The sequence below is a fragment of the Jiella sonneratiae genome (genome assembly GCF_017353515.1).
Taxonomy (GTDB): domain Bacteria; phylum Pseudomonadota; class Alphaproteobacteria; order Rhizobiales; family Rhizobiaceae; genus Jiella; species Jiella sonneratiae.
On the sequence record NZ_JAFMPY010000014.1, the window covers coordinates 23,181 to 49,285 of the forward strand.

22 protein-coding genes are annotated in these 26,105 nt (G+C 69.0%); 2 read left to right on the top strand and 20 right to left on the bottom strand.

Annotated features, from left to right (window positions below):
* Window positions 1-36: 36 nt before the first annotated feature.
* The 18 genes from J1C47_RS13875 to J1C47_RS13960 form a co-directional block, all read right to left on the bottom strand.
* On the bottom strand, window positions 37-1,071 hold the full coding sequence (locus tag J1C47_RS13875) for an ABC transporter permease (RefSeq protein WP_207351373.1): 1,035 nt from the start codon (window positions 1,069-1,071) through the stop codon (window positions 37-39).
* Window positions 1,068-2,063 carry an ABC transporter permease gene (locus J1C47_RS13880; protein ID WP_207351374.1) on the bottom strand — a complete coding sequence of 332 codons (996 nt, stop codon included), beginning with the start codon at window positions 2,061-2,063 and terminating at the stop codon, window positions 1,068-1,070. Before J1C47_RS13880 ends, J1C47_RS13875 begins: the two co-directional genes overlap by 4 nt.
* Before the next feature lie 2 nt (window positions 2,064-2,065).
* Window positions 2,066-3,607, bottom strand: coding sequence for a sugar ABC transporter ATP-binding protein (locus J1C47_RS13885; RefSeq protein WP_342591985.1), 1,542 nt, complete (start codon window positions 3,605-3,607; stop codon window positions 2,066-2,068).
* Window positions 3,608-3,876: 269 nt separating this feature from the next.
* Complete coding sequence (locus tag J1C47_RS13890) at window positions 3,877-4,653, bottom strand: hydroxypyruvate isomerase family protein (protein WP_207351375.1); 777 nt, start codon at window positions 4,651-4,653, stop codon at window positions 3,877-3,879.
* Window positions 4,654-4,656: 3 nt separating this feature from the next.
* The gene (otnC, locus tag J1C47_RS13895) at window positions 4,657-5,304 is read right to left on the bottom strand and encodes a 3-oxo-tetronate 4-phosphate decarboxylase (protein ID WP_207351376.1); all 648 of its coding nucleotides are present in this window, start codon (window positions 5,302-5,304) and stop codon (window positions 4,657-4,659) included.
* Window positions 5,301-6,563: a 3-oxo-tetronate kinase gene (gene otnK / locus J1C47_RS13900; protein ID WP_207351377.1), complete on the bottom strand. Its 1,263-nt coding sequence runs from the start codon at window positions 6,561-6,563 to the stop codon at window positions 5,301-5,303. The genes otnC and otnK overlap by 4 nt, the downstream gene beginning before the upstream one ends.
* A gap of 31 nt (window positions 6,564-6,594) precedes the next feature.
* Complete coding sequence (locus J1C47_RS13905) at window positions 6,595-8,541, bottom strand: D-apionate lactonase family protein (protein WP_207351378.1); 1,947 nt, start codon at window positions 8,539-8,541, stop codon at window positions 6,595-6,597.
* A 30-nt stretch (window positions 8,542-8,571) separates the two neighbouring features.
* On the bottom strand, window positions 8,572-9,585 hold the full coding sequence (locus tag J1C47_RS13910) for an ABC transporter permease (protein ID WP_245396560.1): 1,014 nt from the start codon (window positions 9,583-9,585) through the stop codon (window positions 8,572-8,574).
* Window positions 9,578-11,488, bottom strand: coding sequence for a sugar ABC transporter ATP-binding protein (locus tag J1C47_RS13915; RefSeq protein ID WP_207351379.1), 1,911 nt, complete (start codon window positions 11,486-11,488; stop codon window positions 9,578-9,580). Before J1C47_RS13915 ends, J1C47_RS13910 begins: the two co-directional genes overlap by 8 nt.
* Before the next feature lie 106 nt (window positions 11,489-11,594).
* On the bottom strand, window positions 11,595-12,581 hold the full coding sequence (locus tag J1C47_RS13920) for a substrate-binding domain-containing protein (RefSeq protein ID WP_207351380.1): 987 nt from the start codon (window positions 12,579-12,581) through the stop codon (window positions 11,595-11,597).
* Between the two features lie 50 nt (window positions 12,582-12,631).
* The gene (locus J1C47_RS13925) at window positions 12,632-13,432 is read right to left on the bottom strand and encodes a FadR/GntR family transcriptional regulator (protein WP_207351484.1); all 801 of its coding nucleotides are present in this window, start codon (window positions 13,430-13,432) and stop codon (window positions 12,632-12,634) included.
* A gap of 329 nt (window positions 13,433-13,761) precedes the next feature.
* Entirely contained in the window at window positions 13,762-14,802 is a 1,041-nt protein-coding gene (locus J1C47_RS13930) for an aldo/keto reductase (protein ID WP_207351381.1), read from the bottom strand.
* A 45-nt stretch (window positions 14,803-14,847) separates the two neighbouring features.
* Window positions 14,848-15,480, bottom strand: a complete 633-nt coding sequence (locus tag J1C47_RS13935) for a dihydroxyacetone kinase subunit L (protein ID WP_207351382.1) — start codon at window positions 15,478-15,480, stop codon at window positions 14,848-14,850.
* 17 nt (window positions 15,481-15,497) lie between these two features.
* The gene (locus tag J1C47_RS13940; protein ID WP_207351383.1) at window positions 15,498-16,499 is read right to left on the bottom strand and encodes a dihydroxyacetone kinase subunit DhaK; all 1,002 of its coding nucleotides are present in this window, start codon (window positions 16,497-16,499) and stop codon (window positions 15,498-15,500) included.
* Between the two features lie 5 nt (window positions 16,500-16,504).
* Entirely contained in the window at window positions 16,505-17,548 is a 1,044-nt protein-coding gene (locus J1C47_RS13945; protein WP_207351485.1) for an ABC transporter permease, read from the bottom strand.
* 17 nt (window positions 17,549-17,565) lie between these two features.
* A complete protein-coding gene (locus tag J1C47_RS13950) occupies window positions 17,566-19,122 on the bottom strand; it encodes a sugar ABC transporter ATP-binding protein (RefSeq protein WP_245396561.1) in 1,557 nt (518 codons plus the stop codon).
* A gap of 228 nt (window positions 19,123-19,350) precedes the next feature.
* Window positions 19,351-20,319 carry a substrate-binding domain-containing protein gene (locus tag J1C47_RS13955; protein WP_207351487.1) on the bottom strand — a complete coding sequence of 323 codons (969 nt, stop codon included), beginning with the start codon at window positions 20,317-20,319 and terminating at the stop codon, window positions 19,351-19,353.
* 81 nt (window positions 20,320-20,400) lie between these two features.
* Window positions 20,401-21,414: an ABC transporter permease gene (locus J1C47_RS13960; protein WP_207351384.1), complete on the bottom strand. Its 1,014-nt coding sequence runs from the start codon at window positions 21,412-21,414 to the stop codon at window positions 20,401-20,403.
* A 371-nt stretch (window positions 21,415-21,785) separates the two neighbouring features.
* On the opposite strand from J1C47_RS13960, the gene J1C47_RS13965 reads away from it, so the two are divergent.
* Both J1C47_RS13965 and J1C47_RS13970 read left to right on the top strand, forming a co-directional pair.
* Entirely contained in the window at window positions 21,786-22,853 is a 1,068-nt protein-coding gene (locus J1C47_RS13965) for a LacI family DNA-binding transcriptional regulator (RefSeq protein WP_207351385.1), read from the top strand.
* 204 nt (window positions 22,854-23,057) lie between these two features.
* A complete protein-coding gene (locus J1C47_RS13970) occupies window positions 23,058-23,216 on the top strand; it encodes a hypothetical protein (protein ID WP_207351386.1) in 159 nt (52 codons plus the stop codon).
* 166 nt (window positions 23,217-23,382) lie between these two features.
* Here the strand turns inward: J1C47_RS13970 and J1C47_RS13975 are convergent, their stop codons facing one another.
* Window positions 23,383-23,727, bottom strand: coding sequence for a hypothetical protein (locus J1C47_RS13975; RefSeq protein ID WP_207351387.1), 345 nt, complete (start codon window positions 23,725-23,727; stop codon window positions 23,383-23,385).
* A gap of 138 nt (window positions 23,728-23,865) precedes the next feature.
* Complete coding sequence (gene ettA / locus J1C47_RS13980; RefSeq protein ID WP_207351388.1) at window positions 23,866-25,515, bottom strand: energy-dependent translational throttle protein EttA; 1,650 nt, start codon at window positions 25,513-25,515, stop codon at window positions 23,866-23,868.
* Window positions 25,516-26,105 lie beyond the last annotated feature (590 nt).

Here is a 26,105-nt window from a genome sequence, read left to right on the forward strand (position 1 = left end):
TGGGCGCGGGAGACGCGTCCGACATGCCTCCCGCCCTCAGCCCTTCTTCAGGCCGCGCAGCCCCGCCTGCAGCGCGTCGAACACCTGCTCGCGCAGCACGATCAGCGCGACGAGGATCACCAGGCCTTCGAGGATCGTCTTCCAGCCCTGACCGATGCCGAGCGCGCTCAGGATGGTGGCGAGCGTCGTCAGGAGCAGCGCGCCGCCCACCGTGCCGAGGAAGCTGCCCCGGCCGCCGAGGATCGACGAGCCGCCGACCACCACGGCGGCGATGGAGGGCAGCAGATAGTCGTCCCCCATCCGCAGCGTCGCACCGTTGGCATAGGCGGCAAGCAGGATGCCGGTCAGCCCGGCGCAGGCGGCCGAGACGGCATAGGCCGAGATCGTCAGGGTGCGCGCCGAGAGGCCGGCGACATAGGCGGCCTCGGGATTGTTGCCGACCGCGTTCAGCTTCCGCCCGAAGGCCGAATAGCCCTGCAGCACCGTCCCGACGGCGACGAAGGCGAGGAGCAGCCAGATCGGCGCCGGTATGGCGAGGAGGCGCGCCTGCATGAGGTCGCGCAGGAGCGGCGAGGGAAAGCCGCGCGGCGTGCCCTGGGTGAAGCCGAGGCAGAGGCTGTAGACGATGATGCCGACGGCCATCGTCATGATGAAGGGCGGGATGGCGAAGAAAGTGACGCCGATGCCGCTGACGACGCCGATCAGCGCGCAGGCGAGCAGGATCGCCGGCAGGATGTAGAACAGGCCGTCGTTCGATCCGGCCATCAGCGCCGTCGAGAGGACGCCGCCGAGGGTGATCAGCGAGGCGATCGAAAGGTCGAGCCCGCGCACCAGGATGACCAGCCCCTGGCCGAAAGCGCAGAAGACCAGGAAGGCGGCGAGATAGAAGATGGTCTCGACCTGCGACAGGCCGCCGAAGGCCGGGCTGACCGCCCGCGACAGCAGGATCATGGCGACGACGAGGCCGTAGATCGCGATCACCGCGACGGAGGTGCTGCTGAGGCGCTGTGCCCGCCGGGTGTCCTGCGGCGTCGTCGCCGGCCCGTCCATCGTTTCGCTGGACTGGGTCATGGCCGCTTCCCCGAGCGTATGGCGAGTTGCACACCGGCTGCGAACAGGACGGCGAGGATCATGATCAGGCCCTGGATCACGCCGGTGTAGAAGGAGGAGACGCCGAGGGCGAACATGACCTTCTGCATGAGCATCAGCGTCGCCGCGCCGAACAGCGAGGCGGTGACGCTGCCGCGCCCGCCGCCGAAGGCGGTGCCCCCGAGCGCCACCGCGGCGAAGGTCAGGAGCAGGAAGGGCTCGCCGGCGTTGGGGCTGCCCGTCGAGGTCTGCGCCGCGAGCATGTAGGCCGCGAGGGCATAGTAGGCGCCGGCCCAGACGAAGGAGAAGAATTCCGTGCGCGCGACGTCGATGCCCGACAGCGCCGCCGCCTTGCGGTCCTGGCCGACGGCGAGGAGGTTCCGCCCGGCGTCGGTGCGCCGGTAGACGCTCCACAGCGCGACGCCGGCCAGCGCGATCCAGAGCGCCAGCGGCACGCCGAGGACGGAGCCCGTCAGCTCGTAGGCCATGAAGTCGGAGACGTAGCCTCCCGGCGCCCCGAGGACGAGGAGCGCGGCACCCTGGCAGACGATCATCGTCGCCAGCGTCGCCGCGATGGCCTGGATCTTCAGCCCGGCGACGATCAGGCCGTTGACGGCGCCGACGCCCATCCCGATGAGAAGCGCGATCGCGAGGAGCCCGAGCGCACCCAGCGGCCCTTCGAGCGGGGTGACGGCGACGACCACGTTGACGAGCGAGATGACGCCCGCCACCGACAGGTCGAACCCGCCCTGCAGGATCACGAAGGTGGCGCCGGCGGCCGCCAGCATCAGCGGCAGGGAATTGTTGAACAGCGACTCGATCGAATAGGCCGAGAGCGCCGAAGGCTGCACAGAGACGTAGATCGCGCCCATGATCAGATAGATCGTCGCGATCAGCAGGGCGCTTTCGGCAAGCGCGCGCAGGCTCGGGCCGCGCGCGGCGAAGCTCGAAGAGGAGATGCCGGTGTCGCTCATGCTCACCCCGCCATCCGCATGCCGTTGCCCGCCCGGCCTGCCGCCGGCGCTTCGCCGGCACCGTGGGCGGCGGCGAGCAGCCGCTCCTCGGACATCGCCTGCCGCGGCACTTCGGCCGCGATCCGCCCGTCATAGAGGACGAGGCAGCGGGTGCTGAGCTGCACCAGTTCGGACAGTTCCGAGGAATAGAACAGGATGGCGCCGCCCTGGGCGGCGAAGCGCTGCATCATCGCGTAGATCGACTGCTTGGTGCCGACGTCGACGCCGCGGGCGGGATCGAACAGCACGAGGATCTGCGCGCGGGTCATCAGCGCCCGGGCGAGCAGCACCTTCTGCTGGTTGCCGCCGGAAAGGTTGGCGACCTCGAAGTCGAGATAGCGCGGGGCAAGGGAGACCCGTTCGGCCGGTTCGGCGGACAGCCGGCGCTCGACCCGGCCGTTGACGAGCCGGGCCCAGCCGCGGTTGGCGAATTCCGGCAAGGCGATGTTGGCCGCCGCCGTCAGATTGCCGAAGATGCCCTCGGTCTTGCGCTCCTCCGGCACGAAGGCGATGCCGGGCGGCGTGCGCTGGGCCCGCAGCGGCGAGCCGAGGGCGGCGCGCTGGCCGCCGACGCGGATCTCGCCGCTGCCGAGGCGCGAGGCGCCGCCGAGAATACGGAAGAGTTCGTGCTGGCCCTGGCCCTCGAGCCCCGCGACGCCGATGATCTCGCCGGCACGCAGCGTCAGGTCGACGCCGCGCAAGAGCCCGCCCTTCAGGCCGCGCGCCTCGATCATCACCCTGCCGTCGGCCGGCGGGTCCGTGCGCGTCCGCCTTTCGTTCGCCGGGCCGCGGCCGACCATCATCGCGAAGATGCCGTTGTCGTCGACCCCTTCGAGATCGACCGTGCCGATGCTCTCGCCGTTGCGCAGCACCGTCGCCCGCTCGCAGATCTCGCGCACTTCGCTGAGGCGGTGCGAGATGTAGAGGACGCCGACGCCCTCCGCCGTCACGCGGCGGATCTGCGCGAACAGCCATGTCGTATCGGGGAGCGCGGCCGTCGGCTCGTCGAGGATCAAAAGCCGGCTTGCATGGCCGAGGGCGCGGGCGATCTCGACGCGCTGGCGCTGGGCGAGCGTCAGGTCGGCGACGATGGCGGCGGGCCTGATGTCGGCGACGCCCCAGCGGTCGAGGATCGCCTGGGCGCGGCGCATGATGGCGGAGCGGCGCTCCGGCCAGTACCAGCGGCTCGACACCGCCGGCAGCAGCAGATTCTCCGCGACGGTCAGCCGCGGCACGAGGCTGAGTTCCTGGAAGGCGGTCGACACGCCGGCCGCGCGCGCCTGGCCGATGGAGGTCGGCGCATAGTCGGCGCCGTCGATCGCCCGCCGCCCCTCGTCGGGCCGGGCGACGCCGGACAGGAGCTTGACGAGGGTCGACTTCCCGGCGCCGTTTTCGCCGAGGACGGCATGGACCTCGCCGGGGCGGATCGCCATGCGCACGCCGCTGAGCGCGACGGTCGCTCCGTAGCGCTTGGTCAGGCCGTCGATCGACAGAAGTTCCGTCACCTGAGCCTCCCTTCTCAGACAACAGCCATCGCCCTTTTTCGGCGATGCTTGGGATTAAAACGTTTCCAAGCGGATTGGAAACGTTTCCACACCATACTGAAGCCGCCCCGATCGCCCTGTCAAGATCGCAGGAGTGGTGCTTGGAAAATTCGCGCGGCGACCGCCTGACCACCGCCGGAGGCGGCCGAAGCCCGCCTCCCCCGTCCATCCGGGGTCGGCTTCCGTTGGAGCTTGTCGCCGCCCCCCCGGGCCGACCCGCAGGCGGCGCCTCAGCCGGCCCCGGTGCCCGCCCGGTAACGCGCCAGCCAGCCGAGGCCGGCCTCCGTCGTCCCCCGCGGCCGGTATTCCGCCCCGAAGGCGGCGTCGTAGCCGAGCCCCGCGAGCGCCGGCAGCAGCCGGTCGTAGGCGACCTCGCCCTCGTCGGGCTCGGCGCGCGACGGCACCGCGGCGAACTGCACATGGCCGACCATCGCGCGATGGGCCTTGAAGCGTTCGATGAGATCGCCGCCGGTGATCTGCAGGTGGTAGCAGTCGAACATGATCTTCAGCTCGGGCCGGCCGAGCCGCTCCACCGTCGCCGCCGCCTTGTCGAGGCCGATCAGGAAATAGCCCGGGGCGTCGCGCGGGTTGAGCGGCTCGATCAGCACGGTCATGTCCGCGTCGCGGGCAAGGTCGCAGGCATAGGTCAGATTGGCGTCGAAGACCTCGGCGGCGCGCGGATCGGCGGTCTTGCCGGCCATCACGTGCACGGCCCTCGCCCCGATCGCCGCGCCGTAGTCGAAGGCCTCGTCGATCGCCGCCCGCGCCTCGGCCTCGCGCCCCGGCACCGCGGCGAGGCCGAAGTCGCCCGGCTGCGATCCCTTGCGCGTGTTGAGACCGAGCATCGGCAGGCCGGTCTCGGCCAGGGCGCCCCGCACCGCCTCGCGGTCCTCGCCGTAGGGCCAGTGGCATTCGACGGCGTCGAACCCCGCCGCCTTGGCGCGGCGGATCGCTTCGGCGAGCGGCATTTGCGTCCAGAGAAAGCCGAGATTGGCGGAAAACCGCATGGTTCACTCCCATTCCACGTCGAATTTCTTGACCACCCGGCCGATTTCCTCGGCCGAGAGCAGGCGCGGCCCGAGGCCCCGCGTCAACAGCGCCAGCCGCGCCGTCGCCTCGAGTTCCTCGACGGCGTTGACCGCCGAGACGAGATCCTTGCCCGCGACCACCGGCCCGTGATTGGCCAGCATCACCGCCGAGCGCTTGCCCGCCAGCCCGCGGATCGCCTCCCCCATCGCCGGATCGCCGGGCACGAAGAACGGCAGGAGCTTGACCCTGCCGAGCTGCATGATCGCGTAAGGGGTCAGCGGCGGCAGCATGTCGTCGGGATCGACGTCCGGCATCATCGACAGGGCGACCGAATGGGCCGAGTGGAGATGGACGACGGCGCCGGCCGTCGAGCGCGTCTCGTAGAAGGCCCGGTGCAGCGGCACTTCCTTGGTCGGTCTGTCGCCCTCGACCAGCCTACCCGCCGCGTCGAGCCGGCTCAGCCTTGCGGGATCGAGATTGCCGAAGGACGATCCCGTCGGCGTCACCAGCGCGCCGCCGTCCTCGAGGCGCACCGAGACGTTGCCGGTCGAGCCGTGGGTGAGGCCGCGCTCGAAGAGCGAGCGGGCGAATTCGCAGATCGCCTCGCGCAGACGCGTCGTTTCGCTCATTCGGGCCTCCGCTTCAGGACGGCGAGCGCCTCGGCGAAGAAGGTCTCGGTGCCGAAGTTCCCGGATTTCAAAGTCAGCCACAGCGGCCGGTCGCTGGCCTTGAGGGCAGGCACGCCCGGCGCGATCTCCGGGCCGATCTGCAGCGCCTCGAGGCCGAGGCCCTCGACCACGGCGCCGGAGGTCTCGCCGCCGGCGACGACGAGGCGGGTGACGCCGGCCTCCGTCAGGAGCCGCGCGGTCTCGGCGAAGAAGCCCTCCACCGCGGCGGCGACGCGCTCCTTGCCGTGCCGCTGCTGCGCCGCCTTCACCCGTTCCGGATCGGCGGAGGAATAGATCAGCGGCGCGGCCTTCGAGGCCGCGGACGCTGCCCAGTCGGCGACCTCCGCGGGCGTCTCGTCGCCGGCAAGCAGCCGGTCGGCGTCGATCTCCAGGGCCGGATGGTCGGCCCGGTAGCGCTCGACCTGGGCGCGGGTCATCGTCGAGCAGGAGCCGGAGAGGATCGCCGCCAGCCCGCCGTCGCCGCACCATGCGGTCTTTCGCCCGGCGAGCGTCTCGCGGTCGAGGAAGTTCGCCGGCAGGCCGAGCGCGATGCCCGAGCCGCCGGTGACGAGCGCGAGATCGCGCACCGCCGCCCCGATCGCCAGGAGATCCTCGTCGCGGATCGCGTCGACGACGACGACCGGCCGCCCGGCCTCCGCCTCGCGGGCGATGCCGGCGCGGATCGCCTCGGCACCGGAAAACACCGTTTCGGCCGCGACGTGGCCGACCCCCTGGCGCGTCTGCGGCGCCAGCCAGCGGCGCAGGTCCGCGTCGGTCATCGGCGTCAGCGGATGGTTCTCCATGCCGCTTTCGCTGAGCAGCCTGTCCTTCACGAAGAGATGGCCCTGGTAGATGCTGCGGCCGGTGGCGGGAAACGCCGGACAGACGATCGTCGCGGCGGCGCCGAGGCGGTGCATCAGGGCGTCGATGACCGGGCCGATGTTGCCGTCCGGCGTCGAATCGAAGGTCGAGCAATATTTGAACAGGAACTGCCGGCAGCCCTCAGCGACCAGCCAGTCGAGGGCCTGCAGCGATTTCGCCACGGCGTCCGCGACCGGGATCGTCCGGGATTTCAGCGCGACGACCCCGGCCTCCACCTGCGGGTCACAGGGTCCGTGCGGGACCCCGCAATACTGGACCACCCGCATTCCGCCCTTGGCGAGGGTGTTGGCGAGATCCGACGAGCCGGTGAAATCGTCGCCGATGCAGCCGAGAAGCATGACCACCTCCTGCGGTTCCTTTCGAGTGTCCTCACCCCGGCGATTGTAGGAACAGCCGGGCGACGGCGTAGGCGCCGAGCGAGAGTTCCGTGCCCGAGGCGGGTGCGAGCCCGTCGAGGAAGGCGGGATCGCCGCATGCCGCGACGAAGCCCTCCGCATCGAGCTGCTTCGCCGCGACGAGCTTTGCCGGCAAACCGACCGTCTGGGCCTGCGGCGTGAGATTGGCGATCAGCATCTCGATGCCGTCTGGCCCCGCCGCCGCGACGGCGAGGACGCGCGCCGGGTCGTCGACGCCGACGGCATGGAGCCGGCGGCCGGCGAGCCGGGCGAGCGCCCGCTCCACGTGGAACACCGGGAAGACCCCGCCCGCCGCGTCGAAATGCGGCTGCGGCCAGTCCTGCGGCGTCGCGACGACGCCCTGGGCGCCCGTCGTCCCACCGAAGGCCACCGCTTCGAGGCCCTCTTCGGCCATGACGGCATAATAGCCAAGGGTGAAGGCGACGCCGATCAGGCCGCGCTGGCGCGGATCGTTGCGGTTCATCGCCTGGCGGATGTTGCCGGGGTTCTCCATCGGCGCGGCGCCATAGGGGTTGAGCCGCATGCCGATGGCGCTCGGCCCCGCCACGACCGGCCTGTCCCCTGCGATCGCCCGGGCGCTGCGGGCGACGTAGGGCAAGGCTTCGAGGCTCTCGAACACCGTCCGGTCGTCGCCGGCGTGGACGATCGCCGCGGTGGTGAAGCCGACGAGGTCGAGATCGTCCAGCGGCGGCCGCTTGCGGTTCAGTTCGGTGAAGAAGGAGAACATCCCGCCGCCGATCCGCGCCTTGGGAAAGGCCGAACGCGCCGCGCGGTAGAGCGCGTCGAGGGGCGCTGCCGGCGGCCAGGGGCTGCCGGGCAGCGTTCCCTTCATGTCGGCGGCGGGCGACACCCGCACCACCGCGAAGGGATCGCCGATCTCCGCCGCCTGCCGGCCGATGCCGGCGAGCTCCCCGGCGAAGTCCTCCACCTCGGCGACCACCAGGTCGAGCCAGGCCTCGGCGCCGATCCGCCGGGCGATGTCCGCCGCGGCCGCGAGTTCGGCGGCGCCGCAGGCGCGCGGATCGTGGTGATAGACGAGAAAGGCCGGCTGCAGCGTCGCCAGCGTCTCGACGACGCCTTCGGTCGCCGCGATCTCGCCCGCCTGAAGGCCGATCCCGAGCCGCGGCGCAGGCCCCGCCTCGCCGTCGAGCGCAATCCGGACCGGGCCGGCGGCCCCGCCCGAGGCGGTGCTCTCGGCCTCGCCTTCGATGCCGATCGTCACCGTCTGGTCGAGGACGTCGGCCGGCGTCAGCCTGTAGGGCCACGGCAAGCCGAGGGGGCGGACATAGGTCTTGTAGGAGGCGTCGGTCCAGTTCCTCTGGTCTTCCATCTCGAAGGTGTCGCCCTCCATCCGGCAGACGACCTTGAGACCCGGCACCGGCTCGTGGGTGAGCGCGCGAAGATCCATCATCGGCTGCAGGGGATCGATGATCTCGGGAAACCGCCCATCCTCGATGCTGCCGTCGACATGCTCGATGGTCACCTTCGATCCGGCGACGCCCTTGACGGGGTGGAGGACGACGAAGCCGGTGCGGTTGGTGACGAACGCGCCCTCCGCGCTGCCCCTGCCGCGAAACGTCACGGAGCGCGGCGTCCCGACGATCTCGGCGCGATAGCGAAAGCCCCGGCCCGGTTCGCCCGCCCTCGCCTCGTAGCGCACGGCGAAGGTCTCGCCGTCCTCCTCGACCGAAAGATCGGTGATCGAGGCGTTGTAGGTGCCCCAGTTCTCGTCGCGGACGATGAAGGACACCGCCCGGATGATCTCGATGCCGTCATGGCGGATGGCGCGCAGATTGCCGGCGTCGAGTTCGGCCGAGAGCCTGCCGGCGCGCAGCAGGCGCGGCGGGGCGACGATCTCCTCGGTGCCGGTCAGCCGCACCGCAAGGCTCGGTTCCTGCATGATGTCCTCCCGTCGTCGTTCTTCGTCGCGTCAGCGGTCGGTGCGGCTGCTCACCAGCCGTTCCACCAGGAGCGCCAGGATGATGATCGAGCCGATCGCCGAGCCCTGCCAGAACGGCGAGACGCCCATGAGATTGAGCCCGTTGCGGATCATCACCATGATCAGGACGCCGATCAGCGTGCCGATGATCGAGCCGCGGCCGCCGTAGAGGCTGGCGCCGCCGATGACGACGGCGGCGATCGCGTCGAGTTCCATGAGGTTGCCCGCCAGCGGATCGGCCGAGAGGATCTGGGCGATCGAGAAGGTGATCGCCACCGCCGAGAATGCCCCCGAGACGACGTAGGGCAGGATCGAATAGAACAGGACGTTCAGCCCGGCGGCGCGCGCCGCCTCCTTGTTCGAGCCGATCGCGTAGATCGTCCGTCCGCCCTTGGTGTAGGTGAGGTAGAGCCAGGCGAGGAGATACATCACGCCGAGGAAGAAGACGTTCGACGGAATGCCGAGGATCGAGGCGTAGACGATGTCGGAGAGGTTCGACGGGATGCCGGAGATCGCCGTCTGGCCGGACAGGATGTAGGCGAGGCTTCGTCCGATCGCCATGACGCCGAGGGTCACCACGAAGGCGGCGAGGCCGAAATAGGCGACGAGGATGCCGGAGATCAGCCCGATGCCCGCGCCGGCGAGGACGGCGGTGAGGATCGCCACCGGGATCGGATAGTCCTTCAGCGTCAGCCCCAGCACGATGCCGGTGAGGCCGGCCACCGAGCCGACCGACAGGTCGATGCCGCCGGTGAGGATGACGAAGGTCATGCCGATGGCGACGAGGCCGATCACCACCGACTGGTCGAGGATGTTGAAGACGTTGGTCTTGGTCAGGAAGTAGGGCGAGGCGAGCGACAGCGCGACGGCGATCAGGAGCGCCAGACCCAGCATCCGGAACTCCAGCCGCGTGAAGATCCGCGTTGCGATCGACGCGGCACCGTTCGGCGCGGCGCGCGACGGGCTCTGCTCGGCCATGGTGGCCGGTTTGGCTCGTTCAAGCATTGAGACCCTCGATGCGTTGTCTGATCTCTTCGGCCGACCGCCCCTCGGCGCGGCCGGGCACCGTCAGGCCGACCCAGCCCAGATCGTGGCCCCGGTGGCTGCGGATGGGCACGACGAGGGTCGAGCGGCTGCCGTCGGTTTCGGTGACGAAACCCTGCCCCCGTGCCGCGAGCCCGGCGGGAATGGCGCTTTCTTCGATGCGCACGGCGTCGCCGGCGGCAAAGCCGGGCGATGCGTCCGGCGCCGCGACGACGCTGTTGAGGCAGATGAGGCGGTCCTCGTCGATCAGCGCCCAGAAGCCGGCGCCGCCGCAGTCCGAGGCGAGCGCGCCGAGGAGCTCGGTGTTGCGGCGCATCGAGGTGCGCGGCGCGGCATGCAGCGTCAGCTTCTCCTCGTCGAGCGCCGAGCTCGGCAGATCGGCGATCGACCGGCCGTCGCTGATCACGACGATCCGCGCCGAAAGGCCGAGCAGTTCCTCGAAGTCGGAGGAGATGACCACGACGGCGGTGCCCTCGCCGGCAATCCGCTGCAGCAGCTCGTAGATCGCCTGCCGCGTCCCGATGTCGACGCCCTTGGTCGGCTCGTCGAGGATCAGCACCTTCGGTTCGAGCAGCAGCCAGCGGGCGATGATGATCTTCTGCTGCATGCCGCCGGAAAAATTCAGCATCGAGGCGTCGAGCAGCCGGTGGCCCGGCAGGTTCAGGAGCTGCAGCAGCTCGTCGATCTTCGCCTGCCGCGCCGCATAGCCGAGGCCGAAGCCGCGATGCGCCCCGAGATGGGCGAGCAGCAGGTTCTCCTTCACCGACAGGTCGGGAACGATGTTCTGGACCCGGCGGTCCTCGGGCACGAAGCCGAGGCCGGCCCTGACCGCCTGGGCCGGACGGCGGAAGGCCACCTTCCGGCCGTCGAGCCACATCTCGCCGCCCGATCGCGGCCGCAGGCCGAAGATCGCCTCGGCGGTTTCCGAGCGCCCCGCCCCGACGAGCCCGCCGAGGCCGAGGATCTCGCCGCTGCGGACCGCGAAGCTGACGTCGCGCACCGCCGGCGGCGCCGCGAGGTTCTTCACCTCGAAGACCACGGGCCGCTCCGCACCGTCGCGCGCGGCCTGCCGTTCGGCGTAGATCGCGCCGATCTCCCGGCCGACCATCAGCCGGATGATCTCGCCCTGGGTCAGCGACCGCGTCTCCAGCCCGGCGGCGACGGTCGCCCCCTCGCGCATGACGGTCACCCGGTCGGTGATCGCGAGCACTTCCTCCAGCCGGTGCGAGACGAAGATCAGCGAGCGGCCGCCCTCCTTGAGCCGGGCCATCACGTCGAACAGACGCTCGACCTCGCCGGCGCTGAGCGAGGCGGTCGGCTCGTCGAAGATGATCAGTTCGGCGTCGAGGGCGAGCGCCTTGGCGATCTCCACCAGCTGCCGCTGGGCCGCGGAGAGCCGCGCGACTTCGGTGTCGAGCGACAGCGCGCCGGCCTGGCCGAGATCGTCGAGGATCTGGGCCGCGCGGCGGCGCATCTTCGCGCGCGAGAGAAAGCCGCTGGTGCCGAGTTCCGGCAGGAAGACGTTTTCGAGGACGCTGAGATCCGCCGCGAGCGTCGTCTCCTGCATGACGATCGCAATGCCCGCCGAAAGCGCGTCGCGCGTCGAGCGCAGCTGCAGCGGCCGGCCCTTGAAGAGTAGCTCGCCCGCATCGGCCCGGACGTGGCCGGAAATCACCTTGGAGAGCGTCGACTTGCCGGCGCCGTTGGCGCCGAGCAAAGCATGGATCTCGCCCTCGCGGAGTTCGAAGGACGCCCCGGCGAGCGCCCGCGTGCGGCCGAACGTCTTTTCGACGCCGGTCGCCTTCAGGAGGGTCGCCGGGCCGCCCTTGGCGGGGCGCGCCCTTGAATGCGATGGAGCGGTCATAGAGATCTGGTCCAAACCCCGGCCGGCGGCGGGACGCGCCGCAGGCCGGCACTCTCGGCCACGGGCCCGGCCGGCGGCGCCGGCCGGGTGCTTCGAAGCGGTCGGATCACTTCATTTCGTTGGCGAAGACGGTTTCCTTCACGGTCGGGAGCACCTCCTCGATGTTCTTCGAGGTGACGACCAGGATCGGCACGGTGATCTCCTTTTCCGGCGTGCCGCCGTTCAGGTGCTCGAACATCGCCTCGGCCGACTTCTGCCCCATCAGATAGGGCTGCTGCATGCCGCTCGCGACGATGTCGCCGGACTTCAAGAGATCGACGAATTCGGGAATGCCGTCGAAGGCGGCGAGCAGGACCTCGCCCTGGCGCCGTGCGGCGCGGATCGCCCTGAGCGCGCCGACCGCCGGCTGGTCGGTCTGGATGAACAGGCCGCGCATCTCGGGATTGGCGGTCAGCATGTCCTGGACGAACTTGAAGGTCTCGTCGGCGGTGTAGGACTGCATCTGCTGCAGGCCCGCCTCCTTGCCGGTGACGCCGCCCTCCTTCAGCCCGTCGCGGAAGCCCTTGGTCCGGGCCTGGCCGTTCTTGCGGGCCTGCGAGATGGTGACGAGGCCGACCGAGCCGTCCTCCCAGCCCTTCTCCTTCAGCGCGGCGGCGAGCGCCTCGCCGACGCCCTTGGCGCCCTCGTAGTTGTCGGAGATGATGAAGGAGACGTAGTCGCCCTCGTTGGTGCCGATGTCGGCGATGACCACCGGGATGTCGCGCTGCTTGGCGAGCTGCAGGACGCTCGGCGCCGTGGAGGAATCGGTCGGCGAGATGACGATGCCGGCAACGCCGCGCGCGATCGCGTCCTGGGCATTCTGGAGCTGGGTCTGGGCGTTGTTGCGCGAATCCAGCGCCTGGAAACCGTAGCCGTTCTTCGTGGCGACGGATTCGACCCCCTTCGAGAGATAGCGCCAGAACGGCAGGTCGAGACCGGGCGTCAGATAGACGATCTCCTTCGACGCCGCCGCGGCCGGCGCCGAACCGGCAAGGCCGAGACCCGCCGCGAAGGCCAGCGCGACGGCCGCCTTCAGGACATTGCGTTTCAACATGTCTTTCCTCCCTTTCAACACGGTTCCTCGAGCCGGGAACCCACGGCGGATCAGCAGCCTCCCGCCGGCGATCCGCCGGCCGGAAGCGCCGAGGCGTCCTGGCCGGCGGTTCCTCCCGCGCCGGCCAGAATCGTCATGGTCGTGTGATAGATGCGGTCGAGATGCACCTCGAAGGCGCGGACCGTTTGCGCGACGTCGCGCGAGCGCAGGGCCGCGACGATCGCCCGGTGGTCCCGGTAGCTGCTCTCGATGGCACCGGGCTTGGCGACCGCGCGGTGCCGGTGCTCCATCATGAAGCCGTAGAGGTCGCCGACGAAGTCGGCGAGCACGGCGTTGCCGCAGCAGCGATAGACCGCGAGATGGAACTCCCGGTCGATGATCAGGAAGCGGACCGGATCGTCCGTCGCCTTGCGCTGCGCCTTCAGCGACTCTTCCAGAAAGGCGAGCGTCGCGTCGTCGATGCGGGCGGCGGCGTCCGCCACCACCCGGCGTTCCACCAGCCAGCGCGAGGCGTGGATGTCCCCGATGTCGTAGCCGTTGATCCGCCTCGCCTCGCGCAGGCCGACGAAATCCGGATCGACGTCGTCGCTGACGACCTTGGTCCGCGCCCCGTGGACCACTGCAAGGAGGCCCTTGGCGGCGAGGATCTGGATGCCGCCGCGGACCGTTTCCCGGCTCACCTGCAGGGCGGCGGCGAGTTCGCGCTCGCTCGGCAGCGCGTCGCCCACCTTCAGGAGGCCCGAGGCGACGAGCGCGGCGAGCTTCGCGGCCACCACGTCGCGGACGTTGTGGCGCAGGATCGCCTCGCGCAGCTGCGGCGCATTTTCGAGGACGTATTCCGTCGACGACATGGGCAAGGGCGGACGCTTGATCTTCTGGTCCGACCACCGGACCAGTCGGCCGACTATCGATCGGCCGCGCATGGCTGTCAATCGGACTCTGCGGGGCGGGCTTTGGCGGGGCGGGGTCCGGGGGAGGAACCCGCCGGAATGAACTTTGCGCCGGCGAACTGCGGGCGCGACGTGCATGGAGGAGTGCCACCCGGGTCCTGGAGCCGTCCGGCCGAAACGGCCCTTCGAGCCTGGAGCGGGATGGGATGACTTTCGCCCGTCATCCCGGACTTTTTCCTCTGTGCACATGATCTTTTGCGGAAACCGTTCCCGCTCTTCGCGATCCCGCCCTATGCGCCGAGCAGCCCGTCAGCCGGGCCGAAGCGCGGGCGCGCGAACTGGTCCTGATGCCAGTGCGGATAGATCAGCGGCGGCCGGCTCACCGCGTCGAGCCGCTGCAGCTCGGCCTGCGACAGCGTGAGGTCGAGGGCGCGGAAATTCGCCTCGAACTGCTCGACGCTCCGCCCGCCGACGATCAGCGAGGCGACGGCGGGCCGGGTCAGCGTCCAGGCGAGCGCCACCTGCGCCGCCTCGACGCCGTGGTCGCCGGCAATGGCGAGGAGTTCGTCGACGATCCGCCAAAGCCGCTCCATGTCGCGCACCGGCGGTTCGGTCCAGCCCTTCTCCTGGCGGCTTCCCGGCGCCACCGGCCGGTCGCGCCGATGCTTGCCGGAGAGCAGGCCCGCGGCGAGCGGGCTCCAGACCGTGACGCCGATGCCCTGGTCGACGGAGATCGGCAGGAGCTCGTATTCGGCCTCCCGCGCCTCCAGCGTATAGTGGATCTGCTGGGTGACGAAGCGGGCGAGGCCGTGGCGTTCGGAGGCCATCAGCGACTTCATCAGCTGCCAGCCGGTATAGTTCGAGCAGCCGGCATAGCGGATCTTGCCCTGGCCGATCAGCGTGTCGAGCGCCGCCATCGTCTCCTCGACCGGGGTCGAGCCGTCCCATTCGTGGATGTGATAGACGTCGATGTGGTCGGTCTTCAGCCGCTTCAGGCTGCGATCGCATTCGCGGATCAGGTGCCAGCGGCTGGCGCCTTCGTCGTTCGGCCCGTCGCCGATCCGCATGCGCGCCTTGGAGGAGAGCACCACGCGGTCGCGCCGGCCCTCCAGCGCCTCGCCGACGATCTCCTCGGCAAGGCCGGTCGAATACATGTTGGCCGTGTCGACGAAGTTGACGCCGTGGTCGAGGCAGCAGTCGATCAGCCGGCGGGCATCGGCGACGCCGTGCTCGCCGACCATGGCGAAGGGCCCCTTTCCGCCGAAGGTGAAGGTGCCCATGGCGAGGGCCGAGACCTTGAGGCCGCTGCGACCGAGCGAACGATACTGCATGATTGATTCCTCGAATTTTCGTCTTTGGCGGGATCGCCGGGCCGGTCAGCCGGCCTCGGCGAAGGCCGCGTGAAAGGCTTCGGCGAGAATCAGCGCCGCCGTGCCGCCGGCATCGGGGAGCCCGCGCGACTTTTCCTGGAAGGCCGCGGCCTTGCCGTGCTGGGCGACGAGGTCCCGCGTCTTTTCCAGCCCGTCGCGTGCCGCCTCGACGGCATGGGCGAGAGCAGGTTCCGGCGCCGTGCCCCGGGCGGCCTCCGCCTCGAGCGCCGCGGCGATCGGATCGAGGACGTCGAGAACCGTCTTGTCGCCCAGCTTGGCGCGGCCGCGCTGGGCGATGCCGTCGCGAAAGGCGGCGAAGAAGGCCGCAAGTTCCGCCGTGCCGACGGACTCGGCGGTCTCGATCGCCTTCGATCCGCGCAGGAAGCCGGTGCCCATCAGCGTGCCCATGGTCGAGGGCGCCGCCTTGGCGATCGCCGCGCCCGCATGCTTCGCCTGGGCGGCCGGGCTCGCCGCGCCGAGCGCCGAGACCGCGTCGCGGGCGGCGGCAAAGCCCTTCGCCATGGTGATGCCGAGATCGCTGTCGCCCACCTTGCCGTCGAGGGCGATCAGTTCGTCGCGCTTTTCCTCGAAGGCTCTGGCGAGCCGCTCGAACAGCGGCCTGAGATCGTGAAGGCTCATGGCGCAGACCCCTTACGTCACCGCGCGACGTGCTTGAAGAACGGCGTGTCGGCGGAAGCGGCGATCAGCGGCTCGAGCTCGGCGTCGAGGCGCAGCACCGAGATCGACGCACCGGCCATCTCCATCGAGGTCGCGAACTCGCCGAGCCAGACGTTCCGCACGGCGGCGCCCGCCTCCTCGAAGCGCTGCGAGACGCGGCGGAAGAGGATGTATAGCTCTTCCAGCGGGGTGGCGCCGAGGCCGTTCACCAGCACCGCCACCGCGTCGCCCGCGCCGAAGCTCTCTTCGGCGAAGATGCGGTCGAGCATCTGGTCGACGACGGCGTCGGCCGGCGCCAGCTTGCTGCGGGAGATGCCCGGCTCGCCATGGATGCCCATGCCGATCTCCATCTCGTCCGCACCGATCTCGAAACCCGGCTTGCCGACCTCCGGCACGATGCAGGGCGACAGCGCGACGCCCATGGTGCGGGTGTTCGCCCGCGCCTTCTCTGCGATCCGGGCGACTTCGTCCAGCGGCATCATCTGCGCGGCGGCCGCGCCGGCGGCCTTGTAGAGGAAGAAGATGCCGGCGACGCCACGCCGCTTGTGCTCCTCGCCGACGATGGAGGAGGCGACGTCGTCGTTGCCGATCACCGTCCTGACGGCGATGTCCTCCATCTCCGCCAGTTCGCCGGCCATGTCGAAGTTCATGATGTCGCCGGTGTAGTTGCCGTAGATGTAGAGGACGCCGGCACCCTGTTCGACGTATTTCGTCACCTCCAGGATCTGGTCGGAACTCGGCGACTGGAAGACGCCGCCGACGGCCGCGCCGTCCAGCATGTTCTCGCCGACATAGCCGAGGAACAGCGGCAGATGCCCCGAGCCGCCGCCGGTGACGATGCCGACCTTGCCGGGTCTCGGATGCGCGGTCACGTAGCAGCGCAGGTCGTCTGCCGTCTTCGTCACCTGCGGATGGGCGCGATAGATGCCCTCGAGCATCTCGTCGACGAAATCTTCGGGGCGGTTCAGAAACTTCTTCATGGCGCTCACTTGATGCTCTCGGAGTGGAACTGGCGCTGCCGGGTGACGAAGAACGCGGCGGCAAGCAGGATGAAGGAGCCGACGACGACGCGCTGCCAGGTGCTCGGAATGCCGACGAGGACGAGCACGTTGTTGACGACCGTGATGAGCAGGACGCCGACGACGGTCCCGAACACCGAGCCGGTGCCCCCGGTGATCCGCGCCCCGCCGAGCACCACGGCGGCGATCACCGGGATCTCGGAGCCGACGAGGTCGAAGGGATTGGCCATGCGGTTGGCGCTGACGTGGACGATGCCGGCGAGCCCGGCCAGCGCTCCGGCGTAGGCGAAGACGAAGACATGGACGAGGCGCTGGTCGTAGCCGAGCCGCGCCGCCACCTCGGCATTGCCGCCGGTGGCGAAGATCGCCCGTCCCATGAGCGTCCTCTGGAACAAGAGCCAGGTGAGGATCGCCGCCGCCGGAAACACCAGGAAATAGACCGGCAGGGTAATGATCGCGCCGTTTGCGGTCTCGAAGTCGAACAGCGAGGCCTTGCCGAAGGCGACCATCTGGGGCGGCAGTTCCATCAGCCAGACGGTGCCGATGAAGGCGAGGAGAATGCCGCGGAAGAGGTACTGAGTGCCGATCGTGACGATCAGCGAGGGCACGCCGAGGCCGTAGACGAGAAGGCCGTTGATCGCCCCGAGGATCGCGCCCGAGACGATGCTAAGGACGAGGATCAGCGACATCGGCATCCACGGCGCCACCGTGAGAACCATCAGCGTCAGGGAATACATCGTCAGGGCGGCGATGGCGGTGAAGGAGACGTCGATGCCGCCGGCCGCGAGGATCGCGAAGACGCCGAGGGCGAAAAGGCCGGTCACCACGCTCGCCCGGCCCATGTCGACCAGCGAGGAGGCCTGCAGGAAGGCCGGGTTGACGACGGCGACCGCAATGCAGATCGCCACGAGGAGGAACAGGCTGGCGAGTTCCGGCCGCCGCTGCAGAAGGTCGGTCGCGGCCGGGCGCCGCGCGGGGGCGGCCTGCGAGGCGGCGGTCTTCAGGTCCATGTCGTCGTGGAGCGTGGTCATTCGGCAGCATCCCGTTCGGAGGCGACCATCGTCTGGTAGAGCCGGTCCTCGTCGGCGCCCTCGGCCCTCAGCTCGTCGACGATCCGCCCGCCGTTCATCACCGCGATGCGGTCGCAGTTCTGCAGGAGTTCCGGCAGGTCGTCCGAGACGATGATCAGGCCGATGCCGCGTTCCGACATGGCCTGGATCGCCCGGTAGATCGTATCCTTCGAGCCGACGTCGACGCCCACCGTCGGACCGTGCAGGATCAGGAGCTTCGGCTCGATGCTGAGCCAGCGGCCGATGAGGACGCGCTGCTGGTTGCCTCCCGACAGCGCCCCGACCGGCAGGTCGATGTCGTCGGTGTTGAGCTGCATCTCGGCCGAGATGCGCCGCGCCTCCGCACGGCCCTTGCGGTCGTCGAGGAGACCGAGGAAGCCGGCGATCCGATCGAGGATCAGCGGCGTCTCGTTGGCGTAGATCGACTTTTCCAGGAACAGCCCCTCACTCAGGCGGTCTTCCGGCACGTAGCCGATGCCGAGCGCGATGGCGTCGGCGGGCCGGGCGATGCGGACCTTCTCGCCGGCAATCGTCAACTCGCCGGCGGTCAGGGGCAGATGCCCGGCAAGGGCCAGGGAAAGCTCGTTGCGGCCGGAATCCGACAGGCCGGTGATGCCGAGGATCTCGCCGCGCCGCAGCGTGATGTCGACATCCTCGAAATGCCGGCCGGCGGAAAGGCCCCGCGCCCGGAACAGGATCTCCGGCTGCGGCGCGGCGCGGCGATAGCGCTGGGCCTCGATCGGCCGGCCGGTCATCAGCTCGGCGAGCCGGCTGCGGCTGAAGCTGTCGATCGGCGCCTGCGCCACCGACTGGCCGTCGCGGAAGACGATCGCCTGGCCGCCGATGCGGTAGCACTCCTCGAGCTTGTGGGTGACGAAGAGCACGGCGACGTTCTGCGCCCGAAGCCGGCCCACCACCTCGATCAGCGTCTCGACCTCGTGCCTTGTGAGCGACGTCGTCGGTTCGTCCATGATGACCAGCCGCGCCTCGCAGGCGATGGCCCGGGCGATCGCGACGCGCTGGCGGATGGCGAGCGGCAGGTCGGCGACCTTGGTGCGCATCAGCGCCGGCGTCGGATCGAGGCCCACCTCGGTGAGCGCCCGCCGGGCGGTCTCGACCAGCCGGCGCCGGTCGAGGCCGCGGAGCAGGCGGCCCTTGCCGCCGACCAGCTGTTCCCCGAGCGCGACGTTCTCCTCGACCGTCAGGTTGGGGAGCAGCGAGAGATCCTGATAGACCGTCTCGATCCCCGCCTCCATCGCCATCAGCGGCGTCAGCGCGCGGCGGCTGCGGCCGTCGAGTACGATCTCGCCGTCGCTCGGCTCGTAGGCCCCGGAGATGATCTTGATGGCGGTGCTCTTGCCGCAGCCGTTCTCGCCGAGGAGGTGGTAGGCCTCGCCGGTGCGGATCGTCAGATCGACGCCGCGCAGGGCGTGCACGCCGCCGAAGCGCTTGTGGATTCCCCGCAATTGGAGGAACGGCTCGTCCGATCCTGGCAGTTTCGACACGCTCGACAATCTCCGGCAAGTATCGCCGCGCCTCTCCAGCCGCCGATCGTCCGGCAAAAAGGCAGAAGGAGGCGAGCGCAGGCACGCTTCATCGGGGCTCGGCGCCCCGGCATCGGCGCCCGGCGGCCATCGCCGCCGCGGCGCGCGGCCGGAAAGGGGCGCTGCCGCCCCCTCCCGTGACCCTACCCCCGGCGGCGAAGGCCCGGAAGGCCCCGCCGCCGACAGCGGAAGCTGCCTTCAGAAGAGGTATTCCTTGTAGTTGTCCTTGTCGGCGAGGACCATGCCGTTGCCGATCACCAGCTGGCCCTTGCCGGCGCCCTGCTTGACCGACACCTTCTCGTAGCCCGGAACGCCGAGATCCATGCCGTCCTCGACCGACTTGCCCTCGAGCAGCAGCTTGGCGACGGCGTTCATCGCCATGCCGGCCTTCTGCGGATCCCAGAAGCCGATCGCCGTGATGGCGCCGGAGTCGAGATAGGCAGCGGAGGGGTTCGGAAGGCCCGTCCCGACCAGGCAGACCTTGCCGGTCAGGCCGGCTTCCTCGATCGCCCGCCCGACGCCGAGCACGTCGTTGCCGGCCGAGGTCTGGAAGCCCTTGATGTCGGGATGCTTGCGCAGGATCTCCTTGGCCTTCTCGTAGGTGGCGTTGGCGTCGTCGAAGGATTCGTTGTTCGGGTCGACGAGTTCCATGTCGGCATGCTTGGACTTGGCGTTCTCCTCGCCGGCGCCGACCCACTGCATGTGGGTGCGGCTGCCGAGCGAGCCGACGAAGGTCGTCCACTTGCCCTTGCCGCCCATGCATTCGGCGAGCCGCTCGTTCAGCGCGGCGCCGTAGGCGTCGTTGTCGAAGGCCTCGACGTCGACCATCGTGTTCTTCTGATTGTCGGCCTCGTGGGTCACGACGATCGTGCCGCGGTCCATCGCCCGCTTGAAGATGCCCTCGAGGATCGACGGGTCCATCGGGACCACGGCGAGGGCGTCGGTGCCCTTGGCGACGAGATCCTGGACGATCTGCAGCTGCTGGGCGGAATCGGCGGTGGCCGGACCGACCTGGGTGATGGCCATGTCGGGATTTTCGTTGGCGAACTTCTCGACGCCGGTCTTCATCCGGTCGAACCAGGGAATGCCGCTGATCTTGACGACGGTGGTGATCGACTTCTCCTGCGCCAGCGCGGCTTCAGGCGCGAAGGCGACGGCGGAGACCATGAGGGCCGTAACAAGGCCGATGTGGACGGATAGTTTCTTCACGCTGCTTTCCTCCCTGGAAACGTGAGGCCCTCGATGACGTCAGACCCTTGAAGCGCGAGGGCGGCGCTTCAGGGCGAAGATCGACGCGAACTGTTCGATGAGGGCGAAGCGCCCGACGGCGAGGAAGCCGAGGAGCAGCGCACCCCATGCGAAATCCCGCACGAAGTTGGACAGGCCGACGAAGTTGAGCAGGCTCGACAGGAGCTGCAGCACGACGGCCGACAGGACGACGCAGACGACGCGGCCGTAGCCGCCCTGGGGCCGCACCCCGGCCATCACCGCGATCAGGATGGCGATCAGGAGGTAGGACGTGCCGTAGTCCCACTTCACGTTGACGTTGCGCGCAGCGATGATCACCCCGGCGATTCCCGCGAGGGTTCCGGAGATGGTGTAGGTGGTGGCGATGATCCGGCGCTTCGGAAAGCCGCTGTAGTCGGCCGCCTTCGGATTGGCGCCGGTGAGCATCAGCTGCAGGCCGTAGGGGGTGTAGCGGAGCACCGCGCTCAAAAGCGCCGCGACGGCGCAGAAGATCAGGAAGCTCGTCGGCACCTGGAACAGCAGGCCGTTGCCGATCTCGTAGAGCGGATCGGGCGAGCCGACGGTGACGGAGCGCCCGTCCGAGAGCACGACGGCGAGGCCGGTATAGAGCATCTGGGTGCCCAGCGTGCACAGGATCGGCGTGATGCCGAAGCGCGAGATGATCCAGCCGTTGAGGAAGCCGCCGGCGACCCCGACCAGCACCGCGCCGGCGGCGAAGGTGACCGTGAACAGCATCGGCGCGTCGTCGGCGGAGAACAGCGACAGCGCCAAGAGGCCCGAGGCGACGCCGGCGAGATTGGCGAGCGCGATCCCCGACAGGTCGATGCCGCCGTTGCCGGCGCACATGGCGAGCATCACGCCGATGGCGAGCAGCCCGATCTCCGGCACCTGCATGGCCATCGACTGGAGATTGTAGAGGGAGAGATAGGTTCCATCGGAAGCCGCGCCCCCGACGACGAGGAGCACGACGACGAGCACCGACAGCACGACCAGATGGCCGTCGAGTTTACGCAATCCCTCCTCCCAAAGGTTTAGTAAACAAAAACTCGATTTAGTGAATTGCTAGCAGACATCGCCGGGCTTCACAACAGGGTCGCGGGCCGATCCCGACCTTCCGCCGCCGTCCGGGCGTCACGATCTCCCCGGTCCAGGCGCCCGAAAGGCGCCTGCCCGGCCCCCTCCGACATGGGCCAGCGCCGCCCGATTCAGGCTCAAATATCGGAATTCCATACGCTTTTCGCCTCAGCCGTCGCATCCGCCGGCTTGCGGCAGCCAATGTCGAATGGCCGCACCGCTCCCCTAGCGAGCCGCGGCAAATCAGTTTACTAAACATCCACGATGGCGGGCCGCGAGCTCGAGCCCGCCGCAACAGCAGGAAGCAATCATTGAAGCGGTCGGTGACGCTGCGCCAAGTGGCTGAACATGCCAGGGTTTCGGCCTCCACGGCCTCGTTGGTCCTGAACGGCAAGGGCGACATATCGGAAGCGACGCGCCAGCGGGTCATGCGCGCGGTCAGCGAGATGAACTACGTCCCGCGTGCCGGCCGCGCCCGGCCGGAGGCCGGCAACACCATCTCCTTCCTGAAGATCGCCAAGCATGGCCACACGGTGAACCGCGACCACAACCACTTCATCTCGGACTATATCGACGGCATGTCCTTCGAGGCGACGCGGCGGGACTATTCGCTGCACGTCGTCAGCATCGAGGGCAGCAATCTGCGCCCGGCCTTCGACGCGCTTTCCAACGGCGATCTCAGCGGCGTCGTCGTGCTCGGCACCGAACTCGCGCAGGAGGACGTGCAGAGCTTCCAGCGCGAGGGCCTGCCGATGGTCTTCATCGACACCTTCTTCCCGCAGCTCGACGCCAACTTCGTCGACATGGACAACGCGCAGTCGATCCACCAGGCGATCGAGCATCTGAAGGACCGCGGCCTCACCCGCATCGGCCTCGTCGGCAGCTATTCGGCGGTCACCAATTTCAGCCTGCGCCAGCAGGCCTTCTCGAGCGGTCTCGCGGCGCTCGGACTGTCCGCCCGAAGCGACGCGATCCTCTCGGTCGACTCGACCCTCGACGGCGCCTATCAGGACGGGTTGCGCCTCCTGAAACAGGGCGCCGCGGTCGCCGAGGCCTATTGCTGCGTCAACGACATCGTCGCCCTCGGCTTCATGCGGGCCCTGAAGGAATGCGGCTACCGGGTGCCGGAGGACGTCTCGCTCATCGGCTTCGACAACCTGCCGATGAGCGCCATCGTCGACCCGCCGCTGACGACCATCGAGGTGCCGAAACAGCGGATCGGGGCGATGGCCATCCGCCTGCTCGACGATCTGATCGTCGCGGAGGCGCCGCAGCCCGCCGTCAAGGCGCTCGTCAGCGGGCGGCTGGTGCTGCGCGACAGCGTCGCCGAAAGCGTCTCGGCCGGCTCCCGTGTCCGGCGGGCCGCCGGCGTTTCCTGAAACCATCGGGCCGGCCGGCGATGCGAGGCCGATCGCTGCAGAAGCCGGATGTTCCAGACCATCCCCAAACCTGCATGACGGGCCGGAAGCGCCATGCCGGAAGCGCATGGCAGTCCTGTCCCTGGGCCGGCTTCTTAAGAGAATGTTTCCCGTTTATGTGCACTGCATCATAACGACGAAAAAATCCGGACTGGAGTTCCAACCATGCACCGCTCGCGCCTCACGGCCATCGCCATGGATCACGTCGTGACCGCCCGCCTGACCGGCCGCTCGGCCACCAACGGCGAGGGCATGCGGCGCCCGCCCGTCTCGGTGATGAAGACCCTCGGCATCGACACGCCGTTCATGATGCGGGCGCGCTGACAGCCGCAGGCTCCTTTGGGCGCGGGTCGGGCGCGGCAGGCCGCAAGCCCGCCCCCGGCGACCCCGATCCACGGCCGCGGGCTTTGCCCCGGCCGTTCCCCCCGGCGAACGGCCGGCTGCCCTGGTCCGCACGCGCGGTGAGGCGCCGGCGAACGGCGCGACACCGTCACCAGGCGCAGATCTTGGTCACCGTCTCGGGATTCGACCAGCAGGCCGGCTGGTCGCGCTCGCGCACATACATGCCGGGCAGGGCGACGTTCCGCCCGGTGCCGTAATCGGCATAGGCCGAGGCGAAGCCCGGCCGGTCGACGAGAAGCGAGAAGGTCGGCTTGCCCGGCGCCGAGATCTCGAAGCTGCCCGCCGCATCGGTTCCCTGGAAGTTGCAGGAATAGTAGCCGTCGTCGGTGGTGAAGCACCGTGCGGGCTTGGCGGCGGCCCCGTCGGCGAAGAGCACCACGGCGGCAGCCGCAGCGGCGGCCATGGCAAGACGTCTGTTCAGCGTGTTCGGCATCGATGTTCAACTCCCGCGAACGCCCCGCGACACCCTACGCCATCGCGCCGTCCGGCGGCAGGCCCTCGGGAGCGACGCGGCGCCGCGGCCGCGGCCAAGCGCGGCGGCGTCCGCCCGCCGCGCCGATGCCGTGCCTTCTCAGCGGGTCAGGCGCTTGTAGGTCGGGCGCTTGGGATTGACCGATTCCGGGCCGAGCCGGCGGATCTTGTCCTGCTCGTAATCCTCGAAGTTGCCCTCGAACCATTCGACGTGGCTGTCGCCCTCGAAGGCGAGGATGTGGGTGGCCAGCCGGTCGAGGAACATGCGGTCGTGGCTGATGACGACGGCGCAGCCGGCATATTCCTCCAGCGCGTCCTCGAGCGCCGTCAGCGTCTCGGTGTCGAGGTCGTTGGTCGGCTCGTCGAGCAGGATGACGTTGGCGCCGGACTTCAGCATCTTGGCGAGATGCACGCGATTGCGCTGGCCGCCGGAAAGCGTGCCGACCTTCTGCTGCTGGTTCGGGCCCTTGAAGTTGAAGTTGCCGACATAGGCCCGGCTGTTCATCTCGTATTTGCCGAGCTTCATGATGTCGACGCCGCCGGAGATCTCCTCCCAGACGTTGTGGTTGGGGTTCAGATCGTCGCGGCTCTGGTCGACATAGCCGAGATCGACCGTCTCGCCGACGGTGATCGTGCCGGAATCGGGCTTCTCCTGGCCGGTGATCATCTTGAACAGCGTCGACTTGCCGGCGCCGTTCGGGCCGATGATGCCGACGATGCCGCCGGCTGGCAGCTTGAAGGAGAGGTTCTCGATCAGCACCCGGTCGCCGAAGCTCTTGGTCAGGTTCTCGACCTCGATCACCCGGTTGCCGAGCCGCTCGCCGGTCGGGATGACGATCTTGCCGTCGGCGGGCTTTCTGTTTTCGGCGGCCTCGACCAGTTCGTGATAGGCCTTGATGCGGGCCTTCGACTTGGTCTGGCGGGCCTTGGCGCCCTGGCTGATCCACTCGCGCTCGCGGTTGATCGCCCGCATGCGGGCGTCGTCCTCGCGGCCCTCCTGGGCCATGCGCTTGGCCTTCTTCTCCAGATAGATCGAGTAGTTGCCCTCGTAGGGCACGCCATGGCCGCGATCGAGCTCGAGGATCCAGCCGGTGACGTTGTCGAGGAAGTAGCGGTCGTGGGTGACCATCAGCACCGAGCCCTCATACTCGCGCAGGTGCTTTTCGAGCCAGAGGATGGTCTCGGCGTCGAGATGGTTGGTCGGCTCGTCGAGGAGCAGGATGTCGGGCTTCGACAGGAGCAGCTTGCAGAGCGCGACGCGGCGCTTCTCGCCGCCGGAGAGCGGCTCGATCTCGGCGTCGGCCGGCGGACAGCGCAGCGCGTCCATCGCCATCTCGACCTGGTTCTCGAGGTCCCAGAGGTTCTGCGCGTCGATGACGTCCTGGAGCTTCGCCCCCTCCTCCGCCGTCTCGTCGGAGTAGTTCATCATCAGTTCGTTGTAGCGGTCGAGGATCGCCTGCTTGTCGGCAACGCCCTCCATGACGTTCTCGAACACCGTCTTGTCGGGGTTGAGGTGCGGCTCCTGCGGCAGGTAGCCGACGGTCGCGCCCTCGGCGGCCCAGGCCTCGCCGGTGAATTCGGTGTCGACGCCAGCCATGATCTTCAGAAGCGTCGACTTGCCGGCGCCGTTCGGGCCGAGAATGCCGATCTTGGCGTCCGGATAGAAGGAGAGGTGGATGTTCTCCAGGACCTTCTTGTTGCCATAGGCCTTGGTGAGGCCCGACATGTGATAGATGAACTGGCGTGCCATGGGGCGCTGCCTCTTTCCTGTCGAAGACTGTGCGTGAAATTGCGCCGTGTCTAAGCCATCGGGCGAGAGGCCGCAACGGGAGAAACGGACCGCCGCCGCGAGCGCTCCGGGGATGCGCGGGGACGCGCGGGCCGGCGGAAGAGCTTCCTTAACCACGGCGCCAACTCCCCGCAGCGGAATTCGCCGCGCAACGCGCCCGGAACGCTCCCCCGGTTAACCAATCGAGGGCCCTTCGACCCGCAAAAGCCGCCGGATCGACGCCGCGGAGGCCGGCATCGCGGCGGCGAAGGCCCTGCCTCGCGCGGCTTCGGCATCTTCGGTCCACCCCTCTCCTTGCCCGGCGAAGCGGGCCGGAAAGCCGGCACTTCGCCGCATGGCGAGCCCGACCGAACTCAGAAGAGCGCCGACGCCGGAACCGCCCGGCGGCCGTCATGCTTTTCAAGTCGTGAATCCGGCGATGGCAATTTGCCGAACACGCGCCATCTTTCGCAAAGTATATCTTCTCGCCAAATTACGTCGAATTTGAATTTAATTGCCACTCCGCGTTTTTTCGCGAAGTAAAAGCCGTCTGCCATTCTCGCCTCAACGAC

Bases quoted from the DNA above. Each gene is read 5' to 3' on its own strand.
- otnK (WP_207351377.1), bottom strand. From the start codon at position 6,563: ATGCTTCTCGGCTGCATCGGCGACGATTTCACCGGCTCGTCGGATCTC.
- J1C47_RS13875 (WP_207351373.1), bottom strand. From the start codon at position 1,071: ATGACCCAGTCCAGCGAAACGATGGACGGGCCGGCGACGACGCCGCAG.
- J1C47_RS13920 (WP_207351380.1), bottom strand. From the start codon at position 12,581: ATGTTGAAACGCAATGTCCTGAAGGCGGCCGTCGCGCTGGCCTTCGCG.
- J1C47_RS13970 (WP_207351386.1), top strand. From the start codon at position 23,058: ATGCACCGCTCGCGCCTCACGGCCATCGCCATGGATCACGTCGTGACC.
- otnC (WP_207351376.1), bottom strand. From the start codon at position 5,304: ATGAGCGAAACGACGCGTCTGCGCGAGGCGATCTGCGAATTCGCCCGC.
- J1C47_RS13935 (WP_207351382.1), bottom strand. From the start codon at position 15,480: ATGAGCCTTCACGATCTCAGGCCGCTGTTCGAGCGGCTCGCCAGAGCC.
- J1C47_RS13910 (WP_245396560.1), bottom strand. From the start codon at position 9,585: ATGCTTGAACGAGCCAAACCGGCCACCATGGCCGAGCAGAGCCCGTCG.
- J1C47_RS13905 (WP_207351378.1), bottom strand. From the start codon at position 8,541: ATGCAGGAACCGAGCCTTGCGGTGCGGCTGACCGGCACCGAGGAGATC.
- J1C47_RS13915 (WP_207351379.1), bottom strand. From the start codon at position 11,488: ATGACCGCTCCATCGCATTCAAGGGCGCGCCCCGCCAAGGGCGGCCCG.
- J1C47_RS13880 (WP_207351374.1), bottom strand. From the start codon at position 2,063: ATGAGCGACACCGGCATCTCCTCTTCGAGCTTCGCCGCGCGCGGCCCG.
- J1C47_RS13940 (WP_207351383.1), bottom strand. From the start codon at position 16,499: ATGAAGAAGTTTCTGAACCGCCCCGAAGATTTCGTCGACGAGATGCTC.
- J1C47_RS13890 (WP_207351375.1), bottom strand. From the start codon at position 4,653: ATGCGGTTTTCCGCCAATCTCGGCTTTCTCTGGACGCAAATGCCGCTC.
- J1C47_RS13930 (WP_207351381.1), bottom strand. From the start codon at position 14,802: ATGCAGTATCGTTCGCTCGGTCGCAGCGGCCTCAAGGTCTCGGCCCTC.
- J1C47_RS13975 (WP_207351387.1), bottom strand. From the start codon at position 23,727: ATGCCGAACACGCTGAACAGACGTCTTGCCATGGCCGCCGCTGCGGCT.
- J1C47_RS13945 (WP_207351485.1), bottom strand. From the start codon at position 17,548: ATGGACCTGAAGACCGCCGCCTCGCAGGCCGCCCCCGCGCGGCGCCCG.
- ettA (WP_207351388.1), bottom strand. From the start codon at position 25,515: ATGGCACGCCAGTTCATCTATCACATGTCGGGCCTCACCAAGGCCTAT.
- J1C47_RS13955 (WP_207351487.1), bottom strand. From the start codon at position 20,319: ATGGTCTCCGCCGTCGCCTTCGCGCCTGAAGCCGCGCTGGCGCAGGAG.
- J1C47_RS13925 (WP_207351484.1), bottom strand. From the start codon at position 13,432: ATGTCGTCGACGGAATACGTCCTCGAAAATGCGCCGCAGCTGCGCGAG.